Below are 23,600 nucleotides of genomic sequence, written 5' to 3' on the forward strand. Positions count from 1 at the left end.
GGATGACGAGAGGCTTTAGTCTTTGCGCCGTCGGAGCTTTTGCGTCCGCAGTTGAGTCCGGACCCTAGTTCGCCAGGATGTCCCCGAACCAGTCCGTCTCGCCGATCGGCGGGCCGGGCGGGATGTCGACCTTGGCCTTGCCGCCTTCGATGAGGGCCGCGAGGCGGCCGCCGGTCTCATCGGCGACAATGCCGGCCAGAAGCCGCGCCTGGGCCCGGTCAGCGCCGTCGCCGCCGGCCTTGGCCAAGCCCTTGCCCCAGTCGGCCAGGCGCGCGCGGATCACGGCGGCGGCGGTCGGCGCCAGGGTCTTGTCATTCAGGGTCTGGGCCAGGCTGACCACCAGGCGCTGGCGCACCCGACGCGCTAGCTCGGCCTGACGTCCCGTGGCCTTGCCGTCAAAGGCGACGGCGGCCAGGGCCTTGTCGAGCACCCCGTCGAGGCCGAGTTGGCCGGGGTCGCGACGCTTGGCCTCGACCAGGCGGTTCAGACGTGCGGGCGCGAACAGCGCGCTCCAGACCAGATCCGCCGCCACCTCGGACGCGGCGGGCAGGTCGAAGACCGGGCCCTGGCCGAAGGTCTCGATGTCGTTGGCCTTGTCGTTCCCCTGCGACTGGCCCGCGTTCAACACGTCCAGCGTCTTGTCGCCGAGATCCAGCGCCGCGGGCGACAGGGTCCGCAGCAGGGCGTCCACAGCGGCGGCCTGACGGTCAACCGGCACGACCTTGCTGGCCTCATGGCCGTCGCCCTCGGCGGCGTAGGTGAAGTCGATCCCGCCGACCAGCTTGGCGGTCGCGTCGATCTGATAGCGATGGAAGATGTAGATCGGGACGATCACTCGGCGCAGGTCGGCGACCGACGCGCCCTTGGGCAGGTTGGGAAGACCGAAGCGGTCAAGCGCGACCTTGCGCACGGCCATCAGGTGGTCGAGCTCGGCGACCGGATCGCTTCCGTTGTCCCAGACCGCGCCCAACGGATGGGCCGTATCGCTGCTGCGCGCGTCCTCGTCGGAGACATAGCGCAGACCGGCCGCCTGGCTCCTGTCGGCCTTGGCCTTCAGCCAGGCCTTCTCGTCGTCGCCGGCGGGCGCGGGGCCATACAGCCAATCGATGGCGAACTTGTCCCAGTCGCCGAGGCCTCGGCCATAGGCGTCGGTAAAGTCGAGCTTGCCGTCCTTCAGCGCGATCTTGGGCGCCGGATAGTCCATCACCGAGGCGCGGCCGCCATAGGTGCTGGCGGCGAAATTGTGCTGCAGGCCGATCGAGTGGCCAATCTCGTGGGTGGCCAGCTGGCGCAGGCGGGCCAGCGAGATTTCGATCGGGTCGTTGGGCCCGCCCTTGCCGGTGGCGTCAGAGCCGGCCAGGCCCTCGAAGATCAGGCGATCCTGGCGAATCCGCTGCGAGCCCAGCAGCACGTCGCCCTTGACGATCTCGCCGGTGCGCGGATCGACCACCGCATGGCCGTAGGACCAGCCGCGCGTCTGGCGGTGCACCCAGTTGACGACGCTGTAGCGGGCGTCCAGCGGACTGACCCCCTCGGGCAGCACCTCGACCTTGAAGGCGTCGATGAAGCCGGCCGCGTCGAAGGCCTCAGCCCACCAGCGCGCGCCGTCCATCAGGGCCGAGCGCACGGGCTCGGGCGCGGCGCGGTCGATATAGAACACGATGGGCTTCTTGACCGGCGAGCGGGCGGCGGTCGGATCGGTCTTCTCCAGCCGGAAGCGGTGGACCAGGCGATGCACGATCGGCTCGTTCAGCGGCGCGGAATAGTCGGCCACCGTATGGTCGATCACGCCCACGCGCGGATCGTTCTGGCGCGGCTGATAGCCCGGCTCGGGCAGGGCGACCAACGAGTGGTGCAGCACCAGCGTGACATTGCGCGGATCCGGCACGATGCCGCGCACCTCCGACCCCGGCTCATCGCCGACGAAGGTCTGGATAGCCTCCAGCTCGATGTTCTTGGGGAAGGCGTTCACGGCCCCGGTGTCGGCGTAGGACAGGCCGTCATGCAGCCTGAAATCGCCCTGCTTGCTGCGCTTGAGGGTCCTGGCGATCCCTTGCGCGTCGCGGGTCAGGAACGAGGTCACGTCGACCAGCAGCCCCCCATCCGCCCGCTCGGCCTCGATCACGTTCGACCAGACGGTGGAGACCGGAAACGAGTCAGTCACCGCCTTTTGCTCGTCGGCCGAGCCGCGCGCGGCCGAGAAGCCCCAGTTCTCGAACTGGGCCACGACCTTCCCGCCCACCTTGCGGAAGGCGATGATCTGGGTGTCGCCGGGCGCCGAGCGATCAAGGCCCGTCGGATTCGAGCCGAGGCCCGCGCGCAGATAGGTCTGGTAGAGATACCGCCCCGCGATCCCGTCTGCGCCCGGCTTGGGCAGCAGCAGCAGGATCTTGCCGTCCTTCTTGTCGACGAAGACCGGGACCAGGCCATCCTTGCGCTCGAGCCCGGCGACGGCCTCTGCGAACTTGTCCACGGGCTTGGCCGGCGACTTGTCGGCTGCGACCGCCGAACCGGCCATGGCCAGGGCGCATGCGCCCGCCATCAGCGACTTGATGAACGTCTTCCCCATGGCCCCCTCGCGCCGTCATGTCGGCGCAGACTGTCTCGTCGACCACGCGGAAATCAATCCATAAGACCGAGCACCCGCTTTCCGGGCGCCCGCCCGGCGAGACAATCTGTCGCGGGTATGGTTACGGCCGCGTTTACCATCGGCCGAGCATCGTTGCAGCGCAGTTCAAGCTTGACCATTCAACCCCAAGCCTCGGGTTCAGATGCTGCGCCTCAACGCCTTCCTGAAACTCCTGACCGTCGCATTGATGGTCGGCACAATCCTTGCCATCGCCGCGGCGACATTCGGCCTTTTGCATCTGCGGGTCGGCGGACCGATCGCCAACCGCCAAGCCGCCGCCTTCGATCTCGTCGCCGACATCCTGCCGCCGCCGGCCTATCTGGTCGAGAGCATGCTGGTGGTCGAGCAGGGCAGCCAGGACCCCAGCGCCGCCGAAGCCACCCTGGTCAAACTGGCCGCGCTCCGCGCCGACTATGAGACCCGCGTAGCCTACTGGCGGAAATCCGACATTCCCGAGGACGCCAAGCTTGCGCTCGATCGCCTGGACGTCAGCGGTCGCGCCTTCTGGCGCGAGGTGGACCAGACCTATGCCCCGGCCCTGAAATCAGGCGACGTGATCGCCGTGAACATGGCGGCGGCCAAGCTGGATGGTCACTATCGCCGTCACCGCGTGGGCGTGGACGAACTGACGATCAAGGCCCGCGCCATGGTGGCCGCCGCCGCCAGGGAATCGCGCGACGCCTCCCTCACCGTGTTCGCCGGCCTGGGCGTCGTGGCGATCGCGATGCTCGGGATGATCCTTCTGGGGGTCGGGGCGCTTCGCAAACGCATCATTCAGCCCCTCGCGCGAATGACCGCCTATATGGGCCGGCTGGCCGAAGGGGACTATTCCCAGGAGCCGCCCATGCGCGAGCGCAAGGACGAGGTCGGCGAGATGGCCGCCGCGGTCTCGGTGTTCCGCGCCGCCGCGATCGAACGTCGCCAGGCCGTCCAACTGGAGAAGGACCGCGAGGCGGCGGCGCGCGAAGAGGCTTTTGTGGCGGCCGAGGCCGAAGCCCGGGGCCGGCGCTCGTTCGTGGTGGACGCCCTCGACGAAGGCCTGCGCCGCCTGGCCCAGGGCGACCTTTCGCAGCGGATCGACGCGGCGTTCCCCGAGGAGTTCGAACGCCTGCGTCGCAACTTCAACGACTCGATCGTCACCCTGCGGGAAACCATCCACCAGGTCGTCTCCAGCGCCAGCGCTGTCGGCGGCGGGGCGCGGCAGATCACGGTGGCGGCCGACGACCTCGCGCGGCGCACCGAGCAGCAGGCCGCCGGACTGGAACAGACCGCCGCGGCGCTCGACGAGGTGACGGCGACGATCAAGACCACCGCCATCAACGCCCGGACCGCCTACAACGAGGTGGCGGTCAGCCGCGACCTGATCGGCGCGTCCAGCACCGTGGCCAGCGAGGCCGGGGTGGCCATGGAGCGGATCGACACCTCGTCGCGCAAGATCGGCCAGATCATCACCGTGGTCGACGAGATCGCCTTCCAGACCAACCTGCTGGCTCTGAACGCGGGGGTCGAGGCCGCGCGCGCCGGCGAGGCCGGGCGCGGCTTCGCCGTGGTGGCCATGGAGGTGCGGGCCCTGGCCCAGCGCTCGGCCGATGCGGCCAAGGAGATCAAGACCCTGGTCGAGGAAGCCGGCCGCAGCGTCGAGAACGGCGTCGAGCTGGTCGGCCGGGTCGGGAACGAGCTCACCGGCGTCGTCGCCCAGTTCGGCAAGATCCAGACACTGGTCGAAGGCATCGCCCAGGCGGCTCACGACCAGGCCACGGGCCTGGGCGAGGTCAACAGCGCCGTCAGCCAGATGGATCAGGTCACCCAGCAGAACGCCGCCATGGTCGAAGAGACCACGGCCGCCAGCCACAGCCTGACCAACGAGGCCCGGCAACTGACGCAGCTGATGGACCGGTTCAAGACCGAGGGCGGCGGGGCCACCCTGGCGGCGTAGAGCCCTCTAGCTTTGGATGTTCCCATCCAAAGCGTTGGAAAGGGATCCAAATATCTGATCTTGAGCCCTGTCGTGTTTGGATGGCTTGATCCAAACACGACAGGCTCCAAGCCTTACATCCGCTCTGGCGCTTCGATGCCCAGCAGATCCAGCGCCAGCTCCAGCTGGCGCAGGGTGGTCTCGGCCAGGGTCAGGCGCGAGGCGCGCAGGGTCTCGGTGTCGGCGCTCATGATCGGGCAAGCCGCGTAGAACTTCGAGAACGACTGCGCCAGCTTGTAGGCGTGCTCGGCCACGAAGTTGGGAGCCTTCTTGTCATAGGCCTCCTGCAGCGCGCCCTCAAAGGCGTCGAGCAGCATGGCCAGATCGCGCTCGGCCGGTTCATGAATCTCGACACGGCCGGCCACAGCGCCGCTCTCGGCGGCGCGGCGCAGCACGCTCTTGATGCGCACCGACTGGTACAGCAGGTACGGACCGGTCTTGCCCTCGAAGCTGGTGAAGCGGTCGAGGTCGAAGACGTAGGAGGTGCCGCGGAAGTTCTGCAGATCGGCGAACTTCAGCGCCGCCACGCCGACCTTGTGAGCCGTGTCCTCGAATTGCTCTTCGGAAAGCTCGGCGCCGAGGCCCGCTTCGCGCAGGCGCTCGCGCGCCTTCTCGCGGGCCATCTCGATCAGGTCGTGCAGCTTCAGCACCCCGCCGGCGCGGGTCTTGAACGGCTTGCCGTCGGCGCCGTTCATGGTGCCAAAGCCAATGTGCTCCAGCGCGCCCTCTTCGGCGTAGCCGGCCAGATAGGCGGCCCGGAACACGGTCTCGAAATGGTCGGCCTGACGCTGGTCGACGCAGTAGAGGATCAGGTGCGGGTCGAACGACTTGCGACGATCCAGGATCGTGGCCAGGTCGGTCGTGCCGTACATGGCCGAACCTTCCGACGACACCACCAGGAGCGGCGGCACGTCGCGCTTGTCGCCCTCGCGGGCCACGCGGACGATGCGCGCGCCCTGGTCATTGACCAGCAGGCCCTTGACCTCAAGCTGATGAACCATCGGCTCGATCAGGTCGTTGACGTCGCTCTCGCCCTTCCACAGGTCGAAATCGACGCCCAGCGCATGGAACTCACGCTCCAGCGCCACGCGGCTGACCTTGACGAAGTGGCGCCACAGCAGACGGTAGCCGAAGCGACCGTTCTGCAGCTCGGCCGTGGCCTTGCGGGCGCGCTCCTTGAACGCCGGATCTTCCTTCTGGCGCACCGAAGCGGCCGGATAGATGCGATCGAGGTCGGCCAGGGTGATGCGCTTTTCGAACTCGGCCATCACCTTGGCCTCGTCGGCCGACGAGAAGCCGCGCGGGGCTTCCGGCAGCTTTTCCATCAAGGCGTTGATGAACGGGTCCTCGTCCATGAGGGCGCTGATGAGCAGACCCATCTGGAAACCCCAGTCGCCGAAGTGGGCGTCGCCCACCACGTCGTCGCCGCGGAAGCGGTACAGGCGCTTGATCGATTCGCCGATGATCGAGGCGCGCAGGTGCCCCACGTGCATCGGCTTGGCCACGTTCGGCCCGGCATAGTCGATCAGCACCCGACGCGGCGTGTCCAGCAGCTGGGCGCCGGTACGGTCGTCGCCGGCGATCTCGCGGGCGCGGGCCGAGAGGGCCTCGTCGCTGACGCGCATGTTGATGAAGCCGACGCCGGCGATCTCCACCGAGGCCAGGCGGGGATCACCCTTCAGGATCTCGACGACCTGAACGGCGATCTCGCGCGGATTGCGCTTGGCGCTCTTGGCCGCCGCAAGGGCGCCGTTGCACTGGAAATCGGCCAGATCTGGTCGATCGGAGGCCGTGACGCGTCCGAATTCGGGAGGCAGTCCGGCGGCCTGGAAAGCGGCCGCGGCCGCCTCGCTCAAGGACCGCTTCAAATCGTTCATTGCTTGGTGGTCGTCCCTGATTGGGTTTGGCCTTGCTGGGCGGGCGCCGCCTGGCCGGCATTGACCCGGAAGCGCTTGCCGTCACGGTTGAAGGCGGCCATTTCCGGCGTCACATCGAAGCCCAGCAGGACCTCGAAATTCCCGCCGCTGACCTTGGCGTCAGCGCGGGGGATGGTGATCTGCTCGATCGTTTCGCGGGCATAGACGCGATCCTCGCCGGCGGCGAAGCTGACGGGGAGATCGAAATATTCCTTGGCGATGACCGCCTGGTTGCGCTCGGTCACCGCCACCCAGTAGCGATAGACGTGCTTGTCGCCCTCGGCCTGCGGACCACGGCCCAGCTGGAACAGCGCCTCGATACGGATCTTGATCGGCTCGTCGCCCTTGTAGGCGCAGCCCGAGGTCAGGCTCTGGATCTCGCCGGTGAAGCCGGCCTGGGCGGCCGACTCCTTGCCGTCCTTGAACTGGACATAGCGGCTGGCGTCGTAGAGCACCTTCACATAGGGGCAGGGGCCGGCGTTGCGCAGCTGCGGCAGCGGGGCCTTGGGCTGGTTCCACTCTTCGTCACGCTTGCGCTTCTTGGCCGCGTCGTCTTCGCCGCCGCCCTGGTCGCCGCGCGATTGGGCGTGGACGGCCGTCGCCGTGGTCGCGGCGATCGAGACGGCCATCAGGGCGCTGAGGGCGAGCGTAAAAGTGCGGCGCATGAAACGTCGGTTCCGGACACAAGAGCCAAGCGGGGCCACAGCGCCCCGCCAGCGTCATGCAGCCTGATAAAGGCATATGCGTGACGTCGCAACGACGCAGACTCCTGGCGAACGGACCTGCGAGACGCTAGGTTCCCCGCCATGAACGCCCAGACCCCGATCCGTCGCCCGATCTCCCTCGTTCTGGCCAGCCCGCGCGGCTTCTGCGCCGGTGTCGACCGGGCCATCCAGATCGTCGAACGCGCCGTCGAGAAGTTCGGCGCGCCGGTCTATGTGCGCCACGAGATCGTCCACAACCGCCACGTCGTCGACCGCCTGAAGGCGCTCGGCGCAGTGTTCATCGAGGAGCTCGAGGAAGCGCCCGACGATCGCCCCGTCGTGTTCTCGGCCCACGGCGTGCCCAAGTCGGTGCCGGCTGAGGCCAAGGCCCGCCAGATGATCTATCTGGACGCCACCTGCCCGCTCGTGTCCAAGGTCCATGTCGAGGCCCAGAAGCACTATGACGCCGGCCGCGAGATCGTGCTGATCGGCCACGCCGGCCATCCGGAGGTGATCGGCACCATGGGCCAGCTGCCCGAGGGCGCGGTGACCCTGATCGAGGACATCAACGACGCGGCGACCTGGACGCCGAAGGACCCCGCCAACGTCGCTTTCCTGACCCAGACCACCCTGTCAGTCGACGACACCGCCGACATGGTGGCCCTGCTGCGCGAGCGCTTCCCCGGCATCGCCGCGCCGCACAAGGAAGACATCTGCTACGCCACGACCAACCGCCAGGACGCGGTCAAGCATCTGGCCGAGCAGTCCGAACTGATCCTGGTGGTCGGCTCGAAGAACTCGTCCAACTCGGTGCGCCTGAAGGAGGTCGGCCTGAAGGCCGGCGCTCGCGACGCCCACCTGATCGACGACGCCTCGGGGATCGACTGGGCCTGGTTCGACGGGATCTCGCGCGTGGGCCTCACCGCCGGGGCCTCTGCGCCGGAGGACCTTGTGCAAGGGGTCATCGACGCGATCTCGGCGCGGTTCGACACCACGGTGGAGGAACTGGTCGAGGCGCGGGAGACGATCACGTTCAAGCTGCCGAGGTTGTTGACGGCTTAGGCTTGGGAAGCGGAACAGCCATCTGGAGGTCTGCGGAAATGGTCCTGCTCCTCGCGATGATCGTGGCGCTTGTCGCACCTGCAACGGCAGGGACGTCTACGCCCGCTGAAAATGCTGACGCTCGCGCAGTGTTACCCGCCCCTCGCCTCAACAAAGAACAATACGCCCGCTACTATCTGCGAGCGGTGATCAGGACCGACGACGACCTTCCCTTCACGACATCCGGCTCCTTCACTCTAAGCGCTCCGCGCACAGTGTGGCTCGGCGTGTATGTCCGAACCCCTAGCGCTTGGACCACCGAGCCTGCGGGCGTGCGCGTCGTTGGAAAGCGAGAACAGTTTCCAGAGTTCGTTCACGGCGGATGTTCAGTGGTGAATATCGTTTCGGATGCTGAGACGGGCGCCACCCTGGGAAGCTGGTGCAACATCGATGACAGCTCTTCGGCAGGCGGCGCGCCCACCCCGCTACCGACCTATTTCCCGCCCCAATCGCCGCTACGCTAGTCGGTACCATGCCCGTCTAGCACCACCACCCGACCTCGCGAGGTCGGTGCGACCCTTAAATCTCTTGGAGGCTGCAGCGTGCAGGGCTGATCAGGTCAGTCAAGGATCGCCTCCGGCGACCGCGCGCGGCGACGCGCAGCGTCGTCCTTGAGTGACCTGATCAGCCCTGCGATCGTCTCGCCGTGAGATTTAGGGATGGCTCCCGCCGGTGGCGGCGGTTTGCAGGACTTCGGCTCCCTCGCACAGCGGCTCACAATCACCGACACGCCCTGCGTCCTTCGAGGCTCGCCTTCGGCTCACACCTCAGGATGAGGAAATCCGTTGCTGAACACCTCATCCTGAGGTGCGCGCTCCTGAGCGCGCCTCGAAGGACGCTGTGAGCTCTTGACCGCCAGCGCCCCGTCCCGCATCCCGGCGGCATGGCCGTCTATACCGACATCACCGACCAAGAACTCGAGACCTTCCTGCAAGGCTATGACCTGGGCGCGCCGCTGGCGTTCAAGGGCATCGCCGAGGGCGTGGAGAACTCCAACTTCCTGCTGGAGACGGAGAAGGGTCGCTACATCCTGACCGTCTACGAGCGGCGGGTGAAGGCCGACGACCTCCCGTATTTCCTCAACATGCTGACCTGGCTGGCCGACAAGGGCTATCCCAGCGCCCGGCCGATCCCGACCCGCACGGGCGCCACGCTCTCGAGCCTGCGCGGCAAGCCCGCCGCCATCGTCGAGTTCCTGCCCGGCCTGTCGGTGCGCAAGCCCACCGCCGCCCACTGCCGCGAAGCGGGCGAGGGCCTGGCCTGGCTGCACCTGGCCGGCGAGGGCTATCCGGGGCGCCGCGCCAACGATCTTGGCCAAGCCGCCTGGGCGCCGCTGTTTTCCAAGCACCGCAAGGCCGCCGAGGATCTCAAGCCGGGCCTCTCGGCGACCATCGACCAGGACCTGGCGCAACTGGCCCTGATGTGGCCGCGCAACCTGCCGACCGGGACGATCCACGCCGACTATTTCCCGGACAACGTCTTTTTCCAGTCGAACGGAAAGTTCGCCGCGGCGATCGACTTCTATTTCGCCTGCGACGACTCTTACGCCTACGACGTGGCGGTGACCCTGAACGCCTGGTGCTTCGAGGCCGACGGCAGCTTCAACATCACGGCCGCCAAGGCGCTGCTGAACGGCTATGAGCGCCGCCGGCCGCTGAGCCCGATCGAGAAGGAAGCCCTGCCGATCCTGGCGCGCGGCGCGGCGATGCGGTTCTTCCTCACCCGCCTGGCCGACTGGGGTTCGACCCCGGCCGGCGCGCTCGTTCGGCCCAAGGACCCGCTGGAATATGAGCGCAAGCTGGCCGTCCACCGCGAGGGTCTCGTGCTGTTCGCATGACGCCGAAGGTCACGATCTATACCGACGGCGCCTGCAAGGGTAATCCGGGCCCCGGCGGCTGGGGCGCCATCCTGTTCTATGGCGACAAGAAGAAAGAGATCTGCGGCGGCGAGCCGGGGACGACCAACAACCGCATGGAGCTGATGGCCGCCATCCAGGCGCTGGAGCTGCTGAATCGTCCCTGCGTGGTCGAACTGCACACCGACAGCCAATACGTGATGAAGGGCATCCAGGAGTGGATCCGGGGCTGGAAGGCGCGCGGCTGGAAAACGGCCGACAAGAGCCCGGTCAAGAACGACGACCTCTGGAAACGCCTCGACGCGGCCCGCGCCCGGCACGATGTCGACTGGCGCTGGGTCAAGGGCCACGCCGGCCATCCGCTCAATGAGCGAGCCGACCAGCTAGCCAATGAAGGCCTGCGCCAGGCCAACCCGCGCGTGATCTAGAGTCTCCCCGGCTCCGCCCCTTCGGCGAACGGCAGGCCCTCGTCGGCCCAGCCCGTGATCCCCCCGATCATCAGCTTCACCGGTCGCCCCAGGCGCGCCAGCTTCAGCGCCGCCTGGTCGGCGCCGTTGCAGTGCGGGCCCGCGCAATAGACTACGAATAGGGTCTTCTCCGGCCAGTCGGTCATGCGCTCGGCGGTGATGTCGGTGTGACGCAGGTGCAGCGCGCCGGGCACGTGCCGACGGGCGTAGGCTTGCGGCGCGCCCACCACGTGCAGCAGGACGAAGTCGACCTCGCCCGCCCGCATAGCGGCGGCGACGTCGGCGCAGTCGGTCTCCAGCGACAGGCGGGCGGCGAAGTGGGCGGCGGCGACCTCGGGCGAGGCGGCGGGGATGGCGGAAACAAAGCTCATGACGGCCTCCAGGGATTTGACGCCCAGACCTTGCCGCGCCGCCGCCCCTGGCGTTAGCTGGCCAGATCGACATTGAACGTAAAGATCATGCCAAACGCCTCGCCGCTGGTCGTCGCCCTCGCCTATGACGGCCTGTGCACCTTCGAGTACGGGGTCGCCGTCGAACTCTTCGCCCTGCCCCGGCCCGAGATGGGCGAGGGGTGGTACCGGTTCGCGACCGCCGCCGTGGAGCCCGGAGATCTCCGGGGCCTTGGCGGCGTTCGCGTCGTCGGCGACGGCGGTCTGGAGCTGCTGGCGGGGGCCAGCATCATCGTAGCGCCAGGCTGGCGCGGCCTGGACGCTCCGGTTCCCCCGTCCCTGATCGAGGCTCTGCGCGCAGCGCACGCCGGGGGCGCGCGGCTGATGTCGATCTGCTCAGGCGTCTTCGTGCTGGCGGCCACCGGTCTGCTGGACGGTCGCCGCGCCACGACCCACTGGCGCTATGCCGAGACGCTGCGTGCGCGCCATCCGACGATCGAGGTCCTGCCGGACGTGCTCTACGTGGACGAGGGCGACGTGCTCACCTCGGCCGGCAGCGCGGCGGGCCTCGATCTTGGCCTGCACCTGATCCGCCGCGACTTCGGGCCGGAAGCGGCCAACACCGTGGCGCGGCGCCTGGTGATCCCGCCCCACCGCGACGGCGGCCAGGCCCAGTTCATCGAGCGTCCGGTGCCGAGCGCGCACGAGGCCTCGCGCCTGTCGCCGATCCTGGACCGGATGCGCGCGGATCTGTCGGGCGAGCATACGATCCGCGCCCTGGCCGAAGCCGCTGGCATGAGTCAGCGCACCTTCCTGCGCCGGTTCGAGGCCGCCACGGGCCAGACGCCCGCCCGCTGGCTGCTGACGGCGCGCCTGAACCACGCCCGCGATCTTCTGGAGACCTCGTCGGCGGGGATCGACCAGATCGCCGCCGCCGTCGGCCTGGGCGCGCCGGCCCTACGTCATCACTTCCGCCGCCAGTTCGCCACGACGCCGGGCGCCTATCGGGCGCGGTTCGCTGAGCCTCAGGCGACCGTCTCCGGCGCATAGGTCGCCAGGACCTCCGGATCCCAATGGGTCAGGATGCGGGGCAGGTTCACCTCGATCCAGTCGGCCAGACCCCGCACGCGCTCGGCGACCTCCAGGCCCAGGGGCGTGAGGCTGTACTCCACGTGCGGCGGCACGACCTCGAACGCCTGACGGCGCACGAAGCCGTCGCTTTCCAGGGCCTTAAGCGTCTGGGCCAGCATCCGCTCACTGACCCCGCCGATCTGACGCCTGAGCTGGCTGAAGCGCAGGGTGCGCGTCTCCAACGCCATCAGCGCCAGCACGCCCCAGCGGCTGGTGACGTGGTTGAGCACCTCGCGCGAGGGGCAGGCCGCCGCCATCAGGTTTCCCTGCAGGTCGCCGTTCGAGACGATGTCGGACAGGGGCCGACGCGGGGCCAGTTCTGAGGGATCGTCGTGTTTCATACTTACACTCATGTACGTACTTACGAAAAGTAAGCAAGGCCCCTAGATGACGCCTGTCCGCTGAAAAGGAGCAGGAACATGACGATCATCGCCGTCACCGGCGCCACCGGCCAACTGGGCCGTCTGGTTATCGAGCAGCTGAAGGCTCGCGTTTCGGGCCAACAATCCGTCGTGGCGCTGGCCCGCGATCCGGCCAGGGCCGCCGACCTGGGCGTTGAGGCCCGCGCCGCCGACTACGACAAGCCCGAGACCCTGGCTGCGGCCCTCGCTGGCGTCGATGTCCTGCTGCTGATCTCCAGCGACGCCATCGGTCAGCGCGTGCCCCAGCACCGCAACGTGATCGAGGCCGCCAAGGCCGCGGGCGTGAAGCGGATCGCCTACACCAGCATCCTGTACGCCGACACCACGCCGATCGGCCTGGGCGCCGAGCATCACGCCACCGAGACGATGATCCGCGAGTCGGGCCTCGACTACACCCTGCTGCGCAACAGCTGGTACCTGGAGAACTATGCGGGGGCGATCGCCGGCGCGCTTCATGCCGGGGCCTTCGTCGGCAGCGCAGGCGAAGGCCGCATCTCGGCCGCCTCGCGCGCCGACTACGCCGACGCGGCCGCCGTGGTGCTGACCAGCGAAGGCCACGCGGGCAAGACCTACGAGCTGGCGGGCGACGAGGCCTTCACCCTGGCCGATCTCGCCGCCGAGACCTCGCGCCAGACCGGCCGCGACCTGCCCTACAACAACCTGCCGGAAGCCGCCTACGCCGAGGTCCTGAAGAGCATCGGCCTGCCGCCGCCGGTAGCCGCCATGCTCGCCCAGTCAGACGTCGGCGCCGCCCAGGGCGGGCTGTTCAACGACAGTCGCCAGCTCTCGCGGCTGATCGGCCGCCCAACCACGCCCTGGGCGGCGTTCGTCGCGGGCGTCCTGGAGTCGCTCTAACCTCGCCTGCCGCGACCGCCCCGCGAAGTCTGTGGGCGGTCGCGGTTTTCCCCTCGCCAGCGTGCGACGGGTCTGCGAGTCAGCCGGGATGAAAATCGTCGGCTACTACCGCGTCCCGCCCGCGCCGGGGGTGTTCTTCAGCCCCGCCCAGGAGGAGCGCCTGCTGCTGCTGGGTTGCGAGCAGGTGTTCAGCGACCGCTGCCTGGCCTCGGGCGTCGTGCGTCCGGGACTGGAGCGGGCTCTTGAGGCGCTGGAGCCGGGAGGCGTTCTGGCCGCGCCCAGCCTGCACGCCCTGGGCGGCGATCTGGTCGCGGTGATGGACGTGGTGCTGAAGCTCCGCGCCCGCGACCTGCACCTGCTGGTCCAGCAGCCCGCGATCGACACCCGCGCCGATCCCGGCTTCTTCGAGGCCTGCCTGGCCCTGGCCGCCTTCAACGGCGAACGCGCTATGATCCGCCGCGCCGAGACCGCCCTGGTCGCCAAGGGCGCCAAGGCGGGCGGCATGAAGGGGCTGAAGGCGGTCGAGAACAAAGCCGAGTAGCCACCGTTTTCATGTCATCCCGGCCGCAGCGAAGCGGAGCGCCGGGACCCAGGGGGTGACGAAGCGCCGTGCGCGCCGCCCCTGGGTCCCGGATCGACCCTGCGGGCCGTCCGGGATGACACGGGGGTTGTCGGGCTTTGGGACAGACCTTTAAACCTTCAGCCGGTACCCCGTCCGGAAGATCCACCAGACCGCGCCCAGGCACGCGGCCAGGAACACCGCCGTCATCCCAAGGCTGATCCCGACGCCGACGTCCGACTGGCCGTAGAAGGCCCAACGGAAGCCGCTGATCAGATAGACCACCGGGTTGAACAGGGTGATCTTCTGCCAGATCTCCGGCAGCATCTTGATCGAATAGAAACTGCCGCCCAGGAAGGTCAGCGGTGTGACGATCAGCAGCGGCACGATCTGCAGCTTCTGGAAGTCGTCGGCCCAGACCCCGATGATGAAGCCGAACAGGCTGAAGGTGACCGAGGTCAAAACCAGGAACAGCAGCATCACGAACGGGTGGGCGATCTCGAACGGCACGAAGATCCGCGCCGTGGCCAGGATCAGCAGGCCCAGGCAGATCGACTTGGTCGCCGCCGCGCCGACATAGCCGGCCACGGTCTCGTACCAGGCCACCGGCGCCGACAAGAGCTCGTAGATGGTGCCCGCCCACTTGGGCATGTAGATGCCGAACGAGGCGTTGGAGATGCTCTCGCTGAGCAGCGACAGCATGATCAGGCCCGGCACGATGAAGGCGGCGTAGCTGATCCCGTCGATGGCCTGCATGCGCGAGCCGATCGCTGAGCCGAACACCACGAAATAGAGGCTGGTCGACAGCACCGGCGAGATGACGCTCTGGGCCAGGGTGCGGAACCATCGCGCCATCTCGAACTTGTAGATGGCCTTGATCGCATAGAGGTTCATTGCGGGGCCCTCACCAGGCTGACGAAGATGTCTTCCAGCGAGCTCTGGTCGGTCTTCAGGTCCTTGAACTCGATCCCCTGCTCGGAGAGGCGCTTCAGCAGATCAGCGATGCCGGTGTCGTCGGCCTGGGCGTCGAAGGTGTAGACGAGGTCTGCGCCGTCATTGGCCAGGCTGAGCGAGGCGTCGGCCAGAGCGGCGGGCAGGGCCGCCAGCGGCGCCTTCAGATGCACGGTCAGCTGCTTCTTGCCCAGCTTCCGCATCAGGACGGTCTTGTCCTCCACCAGGATGATCTCGCCCTTGTTGATCACCCCGATCCGGTCGGCCATCTCCTCGGCCTCCTCGATATAGTGGGTGGTCAGGATGATGGTGACGCCGCTCTCACGCAGCTTGCGGACCATCTCCCACATGTCGCGGCGCAGCTCGACGTCGACGCCGGCGGTGGGCTCGTCCAGGAACAGGATGGTCGGCTCGTGGCTCAGCGCCTTGGCGATCATCACCCGGCGCTTCATGCCGCCCGACAGCGCCATGATCTTGCTGTCCTTCTTGTCCCACAAGGAGAGGTCGCGAAGGATCTGCTCGATCAGGGCGTCGTTGCGCGGCTTGCCGAACAGGCCGCGCGAGAAGCTGACCGTGGCCAAGACCGTCTCGAAGGCGTCGGTGTGCAGTTCCTGCGGCACCAGGCCGATCTTGGTGCGGGCGGCGCGATAGTCGCGGACCACGTCATGGCCGTCGGCCAGGATCACGCCCTGGCTCGGATTGACGATGCCGCAGATGATGCTGATCAAGGTGGTCTTGCCCGCCCCGTTCGGCCCCAGCAGTGCGAAGATCTCGCCCTGCCGGATGTCGAGGTCGATCCGCTTGAGGGCCTGATGGCCCGACGCATAGGTCTTGGTCAGACCCTGTACCGAAATGATGGACGTCACGCCGTCTCCCCTCACCACAGCGATGCAGCGCCGTGGGACCCTACTGGTGGCTGGTCAGCGCTAGATGGTGTCGAGGCGGCGCGATAACAGGGCCGCGCGACGGGTTCTGTCAGCAGCCCGCTCAGGTCGGGATCTTGCGCACCTTCAGGATCGCGCCGTCCACCCCGACCACCACGACCTCCTGGCTGATCGCCGGGATCGGCTCGTCGGTCTCGGCCGCCCAGTCCTTGCCGTCGATGAAGACGCGGCCGCGCCCCTGCTCGAAGGTCGACAGCACCTGGCCCCGCTGACCGATCAGCCGCTGCATCGGATCATTCAGATCCGGCCCGGACGCCTCCAGCACCGGTCGCAGAAAGCGCTTGGCCAGGTAGGTCGAGGCGATCGCCAGCGCCGCGAACAGCCCAAGCTCGATCACGAAACTGGTATGCAGCAGTTGCGCGATGACACCGACGACGAAGGCGCTGGCGGCGGTCCACAGCAGCCAGCCGGTGCCGGTGGCGACCTCGAAGGCCAGGAAGGCGGCGGCCACGGCCAGCCACAGCCAGAAGGGATGCAGGGCGTGGAAGCCGGCGATCGCGTCCATCACGTCACTCTCCGCGCTTGCCGCCGACGGGGGCGCTGGTCGCGCCACGCGCGGGCGGGGTCGGACGCGGGGTGTCCGCGCCCAACGACTTGATCAACTCGCCCACGCCCGCGACCGTACCGGTCAAGCCCGCGAAGTCGGCGGGCACGATCACGGTCTTCTGCTGCGGACTACGGGCCAGTTCCGCGAAGGCCTCGACGTACTTCTGGGCCACGAAATAGTTGATCGCATTGACGTCGCCCTTGGCGATGGCCTCGGAGACGAAGGCGGTCGCCTTGGCCTCGGCCTCGGCTTCGCGCTCGCGGGCCTCAGCGTCGCGGAACGCGGCTTCGCGGCGGCCCTCGGCCTGCAGGATCGCCGACTGCTTCTGCCCCTCGGCGCGGGCGATCTGGGCCTGCTTCTCGCCCTCGGCCTCGGTGATCACCGCGCGGCGCTCGCGCTCGGCCTTCATCTGGCGGGCCATGGCGTTGGTGATGTCGGCGGGCGGGGTCAGGTCCTTGATCTCGATCCGCGCGACCTTGACGCCCCAGGGGCCGGTGGCGTGGTCGATGGTCGAGAGCAGGCGGCTGTTGATCGCGTCCCGCTGGCTCAGCACCTCGTCCAGTTCCATGGCCCCGACCACGGTGCGCAGGTTGGTCTGGGCCAGCTGGGTGATGGCGTACATCAGGTTGTCGACCCGATAGGCGGCGGCCGCAGCGTCCATCACCTGGATGAAGACGATGGCGTCGACCTTCACCGAGACGTTGTCCTTGGTGATGACCTCCTGCTGGGGCACGTCCAGGACCTGCTCCATCATGTTGACCCGGCGGCCCACCGTCTCGAGGAACGGCGTCAGGATCGTGATGCCCGGCTTGAGCGTGCGGGTGTAGCGGCCGAAGCGCTCGACCGTGAACTCGCGCCCCTGCGGCACGATCTTGATCGCGCTGAACAGCAGGACGAAGGCGAAAGCCAGGAAAACCAGGACGACAATGCCGCTCAAGACGGTCGCTCCCCAACTTGAAGTTGGATGGAGACTAGAGCGTGATGGCCTAAAGTGTGAGCGGTTTCGGCGGCCATCACGCTCTAATTTTTGGAAAAGACTCTAACGCGCTCCGGTGTCGACCGCCGCGGAATCCGGCGCCGGCGCGCCGCCACGAACCTCGCGCATGGTCTGGGACAGCTTCAGGGCCAGGGCCTGGCCCTTGCGCGCCACCGCCTGCTCGGCCTTGCGGCTGGCGTCGTCACAGATCGGGTACTCGCTGCGGCGCGAGGCGAAGCCGGTGTTGAACCGTTCGCGCATCTGGGCGTCGAAGGCCTGGTCGGCCTGCTCCACCTCGGTCAGCCGCACCATGCGCGAGCGCCAGTACTGATCGCCTTCGCCTTGGCAGGTCTGCCGCAGAGCGTGGCTTTCGCCCAGCGCATAGGCGATATCCAGCAAGCGTTGGCGGTCCTCCGGCGCCCTTTCCTGGGCCAGGACCGGAGCGGCGATCAGGCTCGCCAGACAGACGCCAATGAGGAACGGACGCGACATAGGCTGGTTATCGCCAACTCCCGGCCCGCTGTCACGACCACGCCTCCCAACGCGCGAACGCAGATGCGGTGACGCTTGGGGGCAAGTTTTGCCGCAGTGCAGAAAAAAGTTCGCAAAATAAAGGCCTTGCGATCGCCACGGATCGGGTCTTCCCTGTGGATACTGCAAGGAGGTCTGACCATGACTGAGGTGCATTACGGCGTGGTGCGGGTTGGCGACCATTGGGCGATCGTCGGTGAAAACCTTCGGTTCGGCGCCTATGAAACGCGAAGCGAGGCCCAGGCGGCCGTGCGTCGCCTGGCGGCGTTTCCTGCGGGCCTTGGCCTGCCGGTGATGCTGCATGAACAGGAAGACGACTGGGTGTTCCCCGGCCCGACGCTTGTCAGCTAGGCTGTTTCGGCCTCGTCAGGGCCGTAGAGCAGCGGCTTGACGAACCGCCAGACCTGCAAGGTCGACGCGATCGCCCCGACGATGGAGGCGACGACCTGGAACGCCTGCCAGACGAAGCTGATCAGCGGGTCTTCGCCCAGCATGGCGACCAGCGGATAGATCAGGTTGCTGACCGCGATCCGGAACTCAGCATAGACGGCCGAGTACTCCACCGACGCCCCGGCGATGGCCGCAGTGACCACAACCGCCAGCACCGGGGCCCACAGCAGCGGCAGCACCAGGAGCAGCGCCAGGGCCGTAATCAGCGACTTGGTCGACAGCCCGACGTCCTTGACCACCGTGATCCCCACCCCGGCGATCACCGCCAGGCCCAGCAGAGCCAGGGCGATCGGCAGGACAAGATCCGCGGCGGCCGCCAGCGGCGTTTGGACGCCGAACACCATGATGGCCATGACCAGCAACGTGCCGACAAACCCGCCCAGCCACAGCGCTCCGTACTGGCTGAGCCGACGCCTCAGGTGCTTTCGCGCGATCATCGCTGTGTTGTCCCCCTAGCGATCCACCGGAGGGTGCTTCGGAAGACGCTCGTCGTCCACGGGAAACTCAGCCTTGCGTGGCGCGCCGCCGTGGACTCGCGGCGGTGGTCGCGCCTCAGGTTCTGAAGGCCGAGGCCTTGGCCAGCGCCGTCTCGGCCTCGGCCATCAGGCGCGCCACGATCTCGCCGGCGGGCAGGATCTCACGCACGCCGCCGGCGCTCTGGCCCATGGCGAAGCAGGACTTGGCCGCGTCCAGGCCCTCGATCTGGCCGCCGATGCCGCCCATCGCGCCATTGCGGATCGAGACCATGGCCTGCTGCGGGAACGGCTGGATGTCGCCCGGGCGCGCTTCCCAGTCGTCGACATAGGGGTTCTTCTTCACCCGCATCGGCTTACCCGAGTAGCAGCGGGTGCGAACGGTGTCCTCGTCGGCGGCCTCGACCACCGCCTGGCGGTAGAGATCGCCCGCATGCGCCTCGTGCGAGGCGATGAACCGCGTGCCCATCCAGACGCCCTGCGCGCCCAGAGCCAGCGCCGCCGCCAGGCCACGGCCGTCATGCAGGCCGCCGGCGGCGACCACCGGGATCTTCACCGCCTCGACCGCCTGGGCCACCAGCGGCAGGGTGCCGACGAGACCCGTGTGACCACCGCCCTCGCCGCCCTGGCATATGACCGCGTCGCAGCCGGCCTGTTCGGCTTTCACCGCATGCTTCACCGCGCCGCAGACGACCATCACTTTCAGGCCGGCGGCCTTGAGGCGTTCGATGATCGGCAGGGGCACGCCCAGACCCGCCACGAAAGACGAGGCGCCTTCCTCGATGATGACCTCGACGGACGCGGTCAGCGCGTCCGGCGTGGCGGCGAGGAGATCGACGCCGAAGGGCTTGTCGGTCAGGCTTTTGACCTGGCGCATCTGGTCACGGATGAAGTCCGGGCTGGTTCCGGCCATGCCCAGGACGCCATAGCCGCCAGCGTTGGAAACGGCGGCGGCCAGCGGCGCGTAGGAGACCCCGCCCATGCCCGCCAGCAGGATCGGGTGTTCGATGGACAGCAGATCGCAGAGCGGCGTGCGCAGACCCATGGCGGATCCTCCCTTTTTCCAAGGAGGATCAGGGGCCAGCCGCCGCCTCACAAGCCTGCCGCGAGGTCAGTCGCGACGGACGAGCTCGGCTTCCAGATCCGCGTGATGCGTCCAGAAGCAGGCCAGCATGCTGCTGACGGCCAGGGCCAGCATCAACAGGAAGCCGCGCGGCGGAGCCAGGCTGACAACGTCTTGGGGCGTCATCTCTCTCGTTTCCTCGTCGGCGCCCGGATCTTTTGCCCAGGCTGCCGTGGGAGGAAGCTTCACACCGCCGGGCCGCCCGCGCAACCCCCTGTTTTACATCAAGTTTTAATGGACGCCTGAGTCCAGAAATCCATCCGTTAGAAGATCGAATAGCCGCCGTCGATCACCAGGGTCGTGCCCGAGTGATAGCTGGAGGCGTCCGAGGCCAGATAGACGGCCATGCCGCCGAAGTCCTCGGGCTCGCCCCAGCGGCGGGCCGGCACGCGCGGAATGACCTTCTCGGCGAAGGCCGAATTGGCCTGGGCGCCGGCGGTCATGTCGGTGGCGATCCAGCCGGGCAGGATGGCGTTGGCGCGCACGCCATAGCGGGCGTGCTCAACGGCGACCGACTTGATCATCGAGATCACCGCGCCCTTGGTGGCGGCGTAGGCCTCGTTGCGGGCCGCGCCCTCGATGGCCGCCAGCGAGGCGACGCCCACCAGCGAGCCGCCCGGATCACCGGCCTTGGCGCGCTCGACCATGTGGCGGCAGGCCTCGCGCAGGGTGAAGAACACACCGTCCAGATTGACCGCCAGCACCTTGCGATAGACCTCGGTGCTCATGTCGACGAACGAGGGCGAGCCATAGCCGATGCCGGCGTTGGCGAAGACGCTGTCCACGCGGCCCATGGCGGCGACGGCCTCCTCCATGCCCTCGCGGACCTGGGCCTCGTCCGAGACGTCGACGGTCTGGGCCTTCACCCGCACGCCCAGAGCGGTCAGTTCGCCCTCGGCGGCCAGGTTGCGCTCGGGGTTGGAGCCCCAGATGACGATGTCGGCCCCGGCCTGCGCCATGGCCTTGGCCATGCCGAGCCCGATGCCCCGATTGCCGCCGGTGACCAGGGCGACCTTTCCCGACAGGTTGAACGGCGCATAGGCCATGACGAACCCTCCCTCATTGTTCTTGAAACGCTTGTTTGAAGGAGACGGGGTCAGAGGCCGAAGGTCAAGAGCCCCAGAAGTGGAAGGTTCGCCAGCCGTCGCCGATCGCCGGCCGCGAAACGCCCAAGAGGTCGGTGATGGTCAGGGCGGCGGCGAAGATGAACTCGCTGACCCCGGGGGCCCAGAAGATCAGCGCGAACAGGATCAGAAAGCCGACCCGCTCGACCTTGACCATGCGCGCCTGCACGCCCTCGGGCAGGAACGGGCGGATCACGCCGTAGCCGTCGAGGCCCGGGACGGGCAGCAGGTTCAAAACGAGCGCGCTGGCCTGCAGCATGGCCAGCAGCGACAGGGCGTTGAACAGCGGCGGGCTGGCGGCCGCCAGCGGCAGGCTGATAGCGATGACGACCAGCACCACCAGCGTCCCCAGCGGTCCGGCCAGCGAGGCCAGCGACCGCCAGCCGCGCGAGCGCATCAGATCCTCGCGCAGATAGACCGCCCCGCCCGGAAAGCCGATGCCGCCCAGGGCCAGGGCGACCAGCGGGATGATGATCGTCGTGAAGAGGTCCGAGTACTTCAGCGGATCGAGGGTCAGATAGCCCTTCTCGACGATCGTGGTGTCGCCGGCCTTGTAGGCGGTGAAGGCGTGGCCGAACTCATGGATGCCGACGCTCAGCACCCAGGCGGCGGCCACGAAGGCGAAGGTGACGATCCCCAGCGGCTCGACCGCGCTGGCCACCGCCCACCCCAGGCCGAGCACGGCGGCAATCAGGATCAGGGCGTTGGGACTGATCGGCGCGCGCGGCCGGGCGGGGACTTCGACGAGGCTCATGCTTCTGATGTCGGGGACCTTGGCCAGGAGCGCAAGCGGAGACTGGATGGGGCGGGGCGTAGGTTTGGAAGGGCGACCACAAACCCCTCTTCCAAAGGGAGAGGGAGGGGCCCGCCGCGAAGCGGTGGGAGGGAGAGGGGTTACGAGGCTCGACGGCGTGCCTGCCCTCCGTCCGACACCGCAACCCCTCTCCCCGACCCTCTCCCTATGGGAGAGGGAGTCCCCCAAACCGCTCGAACGCCTCGGCGATCACCCGCCGGGTCTCTTCCCACTCCACCAACGCCATCGCCTCGTCGCGGGAGACAAACCGCGCCTCGGCCGCGTCGTCGCCGGCCACGGGCTCGCCGCCGGTCCAGCGGGCGGCGTAGTCGATCAGCACGTAGTGGCGAGTGATCTCGCCCCCCGGCCGTGCGGGAAACACCCCGTCGATCACGTCGATCAGGCCCAGAAGCTCTGCGTCGACGCCGGTCTCTTCCTTCAGTTCGCGCAGCGCCGCATCCTGCAGGGTCTCGCCCCACTCGAGGCGGCCGCCAGGCACGCTCCATTGGCCGAGCCTCGGCGGCGTGCCGCGCTTGATCAGCAAAACCTCCTCGCCCCGAAGACAGACGACGCCGACAGTGGGAACGGGATGGCTCATGCCTGACCTTTAGGGGAAGCCGACCTTCAGATCGACACTGGACTTCACACCCACGCAGTCGCCGCAGTCGTCCAGCCAGGCCTGCGCCGCCGCCCGACCGCGTTCCTTCAGGTCGACTAGGAAGCTCCATTCGGTGTTGAACTTGGTCGACATCGAAAGGTCCGCCAACGGCTTGTCGGCGGTGATGGCGTGGACCAGCATCCGGCGGTAGCGGCCACGGGCGTTGTCCTTCAGGAGGCCCTCGTCCAGCAACTTCTGCACGAAGCCGATGGCTCGCAGCTCCGAGGCCAGCGAGGCGTTGAAGGTGATCTCGTTCAGGCGGTCCATGATCTCGCCCGGCGACTTCGGCGTCTCCTCACGGACGAACGGGTTGAGGGTGACGATCAGGATGTCGTCGGGCGTGTCGTCGTAGAACAGCGGCCACAGCGGCGGATTGGCCAGGAAGCCGCCGTCCCAGTAGGGCTCGCCGTCGATCTCCACGGCCTGGAACAGCTGCGGCAGGCAGGCGCTGGCCATGATGTGGTGCGAGGTCAGCTCGGTCTCGCGGAAGACCTTCGACTTGCTGGTCCGGATCTGCGTGGCCGAGATGTAGAGCTTGATCGGGCACGCGCCCCGGATCCGACTGAAGGTGACCTCGCCCTCGAGCACGTCATGCAGGGGATTCAGATTGAACGGATTGAACTCGTAGGGGCTCAGCGACAGGGCCAGGGTCTCGGCCATCCGCCAGCCGGGGGTGTTCTTCAACCAGTCGACGCCGCCGCCGAACGCATTGGTCCAGATTCCGGTGTCGCCAAAGACGTTGCGGCCGCCGGCCCGGTTCACATTGCGCCAGAACGACTCCAGACGCGCCTGCGCCCCCGCGCGGCCGTCATCGATCAGGCCCTGGGCCAGACAGACCGCGTTCATCGCCCCGGCCGAGGCGGCGGTGACGGCGCGGATCTCCAGATCGTCTTCCTCGAGCAGGCGATCCAGCACCCCCCACTCGAACGCGCCGTGCGCGCCGCCGCCCTGGAGGGCCAGGCTCAGCCCCTTGGGGCCGGAGGGCTTCTTTTTGAAGGGTGGAATCGGCATGCGACCTCGCGAAGGA

At 67.9% G+C, this 23,600-nt stretch carries 25 protein-coding genes and 2 pseudogenes; 8 read left to right on the plus strand and 19 right to left on the minus strand.

The genetic code is table 11. From position 1 onward, the window contains the following. Positions 1-64: 64 nt before the first annotated feature. Positions 65-2,569, minus strand: a complete 2,505-nt coding sequence (locus OVA11_RS00835; RefSeq protein ID WP_268065603.1) for a zinc-dependent metalloprotease — start codon at positions 2,567-2,569, stop codon at positions 65-67. Positions 2,570-2,771: 202 nt separating this feature from the next. On the opposite strand from OVA11_RS00835, the gene OVA11_RS00840 reads away from it, so the two are divergent. After that, positions 2,772-4,565 (plus strand): methyl-accepting chemotaxis protein, encoded by a 1,794-nt coding sequence (locus OVA11_RS00840; RefSeq protein WP_268065604.1) that lies wholly within the window; start codon positions 2,772-2,774, stop codon positions 4,563-4,565. A gap of 113 nt (positions 4,566-4,678) precedes the next feature. Here OVA11_RS00840 and argS read toward each other — a convergent pair whose 3' ends face one another. Further along, the gene (gene argS / locus OVA11_RS00845) at positions 4,679-6,481 is read right to left on the minus strand and encodes an arginine--tRNA ligase (protein WP_268065605.1); all 1,803 of its coding nucleotides are present in this window, start codon (positions 6,479-6,481) and stop codon (positions 4,679-4,681) included. After that, positions 6,478-7,185 carry a Tat pathway signal sequence domain protein gene (locus OVA11_RS00850; RefSeq protein WP_268065606.1) on the minus strand — a complete coding sequence of 236 codons (708 nt, stop codon included), beginning with the start codon at positions 7,183-7,185 and terminating at the stop codon, positions 6,478-6,480. Before OVA11_RS00850 ends, argS begins: the two co-directional genes overlap by 4 nt. A 141-nt stretch (positions 7,186-7,326) precedes the next feature. On the opposite strand from OVA11_RS00850, the gene ispH reads away from it, so the two are divergent. The 3 genes from ispH (at position 7,327) to rnhA (ending at position 10,608) form a co-directional block, all read left to right on the plus strand. After that, positions 7,327-8,286, plus strand: coding sequence for a 4-hydroxy-3-methylbut-2-enyl diphosphate reductase (ispH, locus tag OVA11_RS00855; RefSeq protein ID WP_268065607.1), 960 nt, complete (start codon positions 7,327-7,329; stop codon positions 8,284-8,286). 922 nt (positions 8,287-9,208) lie between these two features. Then, positions 9,209-10,162: a homoserine kinase gene (thrB, locus tag OVA11_RS00860; RefSeq protein ID WP_268065608.1), complete on the plus strand. Its 954-nt coding sequence runs from the start codon at positions 9,209-9,211 to the stop codon at positions 10,160-10,162. Next, positions 10,159-10,608, plus strand: a complete 450-nt coding sequence (gene rnhA / locus OVA11_RS00865; RefSeq protein ID WP_268065609.1) for a ribonuclease HI — start codon at positions 10,159-10,161, stop codon at positions 10,606-10,608. Before thrB ends, rnhA begins: the two co-directional genes overlap by 4 nt. Here rnhA and OVA11_RS00870 read toward each other — a convergent pair. Beyond that, positions 10,605-11,018: a rhodanese-like domain-containing protein gene (locus tag OVA11_RS00870; RefSeq protein ID WP_268065610.1), complete on the minus strand. Its 414-nt coding sequence runs from the start codon at positions 11,016-11,018 to the stop codon at positions 10,605-10,607. The two genes, rnhA and OVA11_RS00870, sit on opposite strands and share 4 nt — an antisense overlap. 87 nt (positions 11,019-11,105) lie before the next feature. Here OVA11_RS00870 and ftrA point away from each other — a divergent pair, with 87 nt between their 5' ends. Next, on the plus strand, positions 11,106-12,086 hold the full coding sequence (gene ftrA / locus OVA11_RS00875; RefSeq protein ID WP_268065611.1) for a transcriptional regulator FtrA: 981 nt from the start codon (positions 11,106-11,108) through the stop codon (positions 12,084-12,086). On the opposite strand, the gene OVA11_RS00880 is transcribed toward ftrA, so the two are convergent. Then, positions 12,062-12,508: a winged helix-turn-helix transcriptional regulator gene (locus OVA11_RS00880; RefSeq protein ID WP_268065612.1), complete on the minus strand. Its 447-nt coding sequence runs from the start codon at positions 12,506-12,508 to the stop codon at positions 12,062-12,064. The genes ftrA and OVA11_RS00880 overlap by 25 nt on opposite strands. A gap of 78 nt (positions 12,509-12,586) precedes the next feature. On the opposite strand from OVA11_RS00880, the gene OVA11_RS00885 reads away from it, so the two are divergent. Next, positions 12,587-13,444, plus strand: a complete 858-nt coding sequence (locus tag OVA11_RS00885) for an SDR family oxidoreductase (RefSeq protein WP_268065613.1) — start codon at positions 12,587-12,589, stop codon at positions 13,442-13,444. Positions 13,445-13,532: 88 nt separating this feature from the next. After that, the gene (locus OVA11_RS00890; protein ID WP_268065614.1) at positions 13,533-13,985 is read left to right on the plus strand and encodes a recombinase family protein; all 453 of its coding nucleotides are present in this window, start codon (positions 13,533-13,535) and stop codon (positions 13,983-13,985) included. Positions 13,986-13,997: 12 nt separating this feature from the next. On the opposite strand, the pseudogene OVA11_RS19750 reads toward OVA11_RS00890, so the two are convergent. The 6 genes and pseudogenes from OVA11_RS19750 to OVA11_RS00915 form a co-directional block, all read right to left on the minus strand. Further along, positions 13,998-14,107, minus strand: a pseudogene (locus OVA11_RS19750) (hypothetical protein); the annotation flags it as partial. A gap of 28 nt (positions 14,108-14,135) precedes the next feature. Next, positions 14,136-14,897, minus strand: a complete 762-nt coding sequence (locus OVA11_RS00895) for an ABC transporter permease (protein ID WP_268065615.1) — start codon at positions 14,895-14,897, stop codon at positions 14,136-14,138. Next, entirely contained in the window at positions 14,894-15,838 is a 945-nt protein-coding gene (locus OVA11_RS00900; protein WP_268065616.1) for an ABC transporter ATP-binding protein, read from the minus strand. The genes OVA11_RS00895 and OVA11_RS00900 overlap by 4 nt, the downstream gene beginning before the upstream one ends. A gap of 103 nt (positions 15,839-15,941) precedes the next feature. Then, on the minus strand, positions 15,942-16,406 hold the full coding sequence (locus OVA11_RS00905) for an NfeD family protein (RefSeq protein ID WP_268065617.1): 465 nt from the start codon (positions 16,404-16,406) through the stop codon (positions 15,942-15,944). 1 nt (position 16,407) lies between these two features. Next, positions 16,408-17,382, minus strand: coding sequence for an SPFH domain-containing protein (locus tag OVA11_RS00910; RefSeq protein WP_268065618.1), 975 nt, complete (start codon positions 17,380-17,382; stop codon positions 16,408-16,410). A 102-nt stretch (positions 17,383-17,484) separates the two neighbouring features. Next, entirely contained in the window at positions 17,485-17,913 is a 429-nt protein-coding gene (locus OVA11_RS00915) for a TIGR02301 family protein (protein WP_268065619.1), read from the minus strand. Between the two features lie 162 nt (positions 17,914-18,075). Here OVA11_RS00915 and OVA11_RS00920 point away from each other — a divergent pair, with 162 nt between their 5' ends. Further along, a complete protein-coding gene (locus OVA11_RS00920) occupies positions 18,076-18,303 on the plus strand; it encodes a hypothetical protein (RefSeq protein ID WP_268068866.1) in 228 nt (75 codons plus the stop codon). Here OVA11_RS00920 and OVA11_RS00925 read toward each other — a convergent pair. The 8 genes and pseudogenes from OVA11_RS00925 to OVA11_RS00960 all read right to left on the minus strand — a co-directional run bounded on the left by OVA11_RS00925 (position 18,300) and on the right by OVA11_RS00960 (position 23,584). Next, positions 18,300-18,839: a hypothetical protein gene (locus tag OVA11_RS00925; protein WP_268065620.1), complete on the minus strand. Its 540-nt coding sequence runs from the start codon at positions 18,837-18,839 to the stop codon at positions 18,300-18,302. The genes OVA11_RS00920 and OVA11_RS00925 overlap by 4 nt on opposite strands. A 115-nt stretch (positions 18,840-18,954) precedes the next feature. Beyond that, entirely contained in the window at positions 18,955-19,920 is a 966-nt protein-coding gene (locus tag OVA11_RS00930) for an NAD(P)H-dependent flavin oxidoreductase (protein WP_268065621.1), read from the minus strand. Between the two features lie 66 nt (positions 19,921-19,986). Next, a complete protein-coding gene (locus OVA11_RS00935) occupies positions 19,987-20,208 on the minus strand; it encodes a hypothetical protein (RefSeq protein WP_268065622.1) in 222 nt (73 codons plus the stop codon). 53 nt (positions 20,209-20,261) lie between these two features. After that, positions 20,262-21,044 carry an SDR family NAD(P)-dependent oxidoreductase gene (locus tag OVA11_RS00940; protein WP_268065623.1) on the minus strand — a complete coding sequence of 261 codons (783 nt, stop codon included), beginning with the start codon at positions 21,042-21,044 and terminating at the stop codon, positions 20,262-20,264. 64 nt (positions 21,045-21,108) lie between these two features. After that, on the minus strand, positions 21,109-21,876 hold the full coding sequence (locus OVA11_RS00945) for a site-2 protease family protein (RefSeq protein ID WP_268068867.1): 768 nt from the start codon (positions 21,874-21,876) through the stop codon (positions 21,109-21,111). A gap of 81 nt (positions 21,877-21,957) precedes the next feature. After that, positions 21,958-22,104: pseudogene (locus OVA11_RS00950) on the minus strand (hypothetical protein); the annotation flags it as partial. Then, a complete protein-coding gene (locus tag OVA11_RS00955; protein WP_268065624.1) occupies positions 22,082-22,513 on the minus strand; it encodes an NUDIX hydrolase in 432 nt (143 codons plus the stop codon). The pseudogene OVA11_RS00950 and the gene OVA11_RS00955, both read right to left, overlap by 23 nt. Before the next feature lie 9 nt (positions 22,514-22,522). Further along, the gene (locus tag OVA11_RS00960; protein ID WP_268065625.1) at positions 22,523-23,584 is read right to left on the minus strand and encodes a patatin-like phospholipase family protein; all 1,062 of its coding nucleotides are present in this window, start codon (positions 23,582-23,584) and stop codon (positions 22,523-22,525) included. Positions 23,585-23,600: the final 16 nt, after the last annotated feature.

Origin of the sequence: Caulobacter sp. SL161, from assembly GCF_026672375.1 — a bacterium.
In the GTDB taxonomy this organism is placed as follows: domain Bacteria; phylum Pseudomonadota; class Alphaproteobacteria; order Caulobacterales; family Caulobacteraceae; genus Caulobacter.

Coding starts and splice junctions, on each gene's coding strand:
- OVA11_RS00835 (WP_268065603.1), bottom strand. CDS start 2,569: ATGGGGAAGACGTTCATCAAGTCGCTGATGGCGGGCGCATGCGCCCTG.
- OVA11_RS00840 (WP_268065604.1), top strand. CDS start 2,772: ATGCTGCGCCTCAACGCCTTCCTGAAACTCCTGACCGTCGCATTGATG.
- argS (WP_268065605.1), bottom strand. CDS start 6,481: ATGAACGATTTGAAGCGGTCCTTGAGCGAGGCGGCCGCGGCCGCTTTC.
- OVA11_RS00850 (WP_268065606.1), bottom strand. CDS start 7,185: ATGCGCCGCACTTTTACGCTCGCCCTCAGCGCCCTGATGGCCGTCTCG.
- ispH (WP_268065607.1), top strand. CDS start 7,327: ATGAACGCCCAGACCCCGATCCGTCGCCCGATCTCCCTCGTTCTGGCC.
- thrB (WP_268065608.1), top strand. CDS start 9,209: ATGGCCGTCTATACCGACATCACCGACCAAGAACTCGAGACCTTCCTG.
- rnhA (WP_268065609.1), top strand. CDS start 10,159: ATGACGCCGAAGGTCACGATCTATACCGACGGCGCCTGCAAGGGTAAT.
- OVA11_RS00870 (WP_268065610.1), bottom strand. CDS start 11,018: ATGAGCTTTGTTTCCGCCATCCCCGCCGCCTCGCCCGAGGTCGCCGCC.
- ftrA (WP_268065611.1), top strand. CDS start 11,106: ATGCCAAACGCCTCGCCGCTGGTCGTCGCCCTCGCCTATGACGGCCTG.
- OVA11_RS00880 (WP_268065612.1), bottom strand. CDS start 12,508: ATGAAACACGACGATCCCTCAGAACTGGCCCCGCGTCGGCCCCTGTCC.
- OVA11_RS00885 (WP_268065613.1), top strand. CDS start 12,587: ATGACGATCATCGCCGTCACCGGCGCCACCGGCCAACTGGGCCGTCTG.
- OVA11_RS00890 (WP_268065614.1), top strand. CDS start 13,533: ATGAAAATCGTCGGCTACTACCGCGTCCCGCCCGCGCCGGGGGTGTTC.
- OVA11_RS00895 (WP_268065615.1), bottom strand. CDS start 14,897: ATGAACCTCTATGCGATCAAGGCCATCTACAAGTTCGAGATGGCGCGA.
- OVA11_RS00915 (WP_268065619.1), bottom strand. CDS start 17,913: ATGTCGCGTCCGTTCCTCATTGGCGTCTGTCTGGCGAGCCTGATCGCC.
- OVA11_RS00925 (WP_268065620.1), bottom strand. CDS start 18,839: ATGATCGCGCGAAAGCACCTGAGGCGTCGGCTCAGCCAGTACGGAGCG.
- OVA11_RS00930 (WP_268065621.1), bottom strand. CDS start 19,920: ATGGGTCTGCGCACGCCGCTCTGCGATCTGCTGTCCATCGAACACCCG.
- OVA11_RS00940 (WP_268065623.1), bottom strand. CDS start 21,044: ATGGCCTATGCGCCGTTCAACCTGTCGGGAAAGGTCGCCCTGGTCACC.
- OVA11_RS00945 (WP_268068867.1), bottom strand. CDS start 21,876: ATGAGCCTCGTCGAAGTCCCCGCCCGGCCGCGCGCGCCGATCAGTCCC.
- OVA11_RS00955 (WP_268065624.1), bottom strand. CDS start 22,513: ATGAGCCATCCCGTTCCCACTGTCGGCGTCGTCTGTCTTCGGGGCGAG.
- OVA11_RS00960 (WP_268065625.1), bottom strand. CDS start 23,584: ATGCCGATTCCACCCTTCAAAAAGAAGCCCTCCGGCCCCAAGGGGCTG.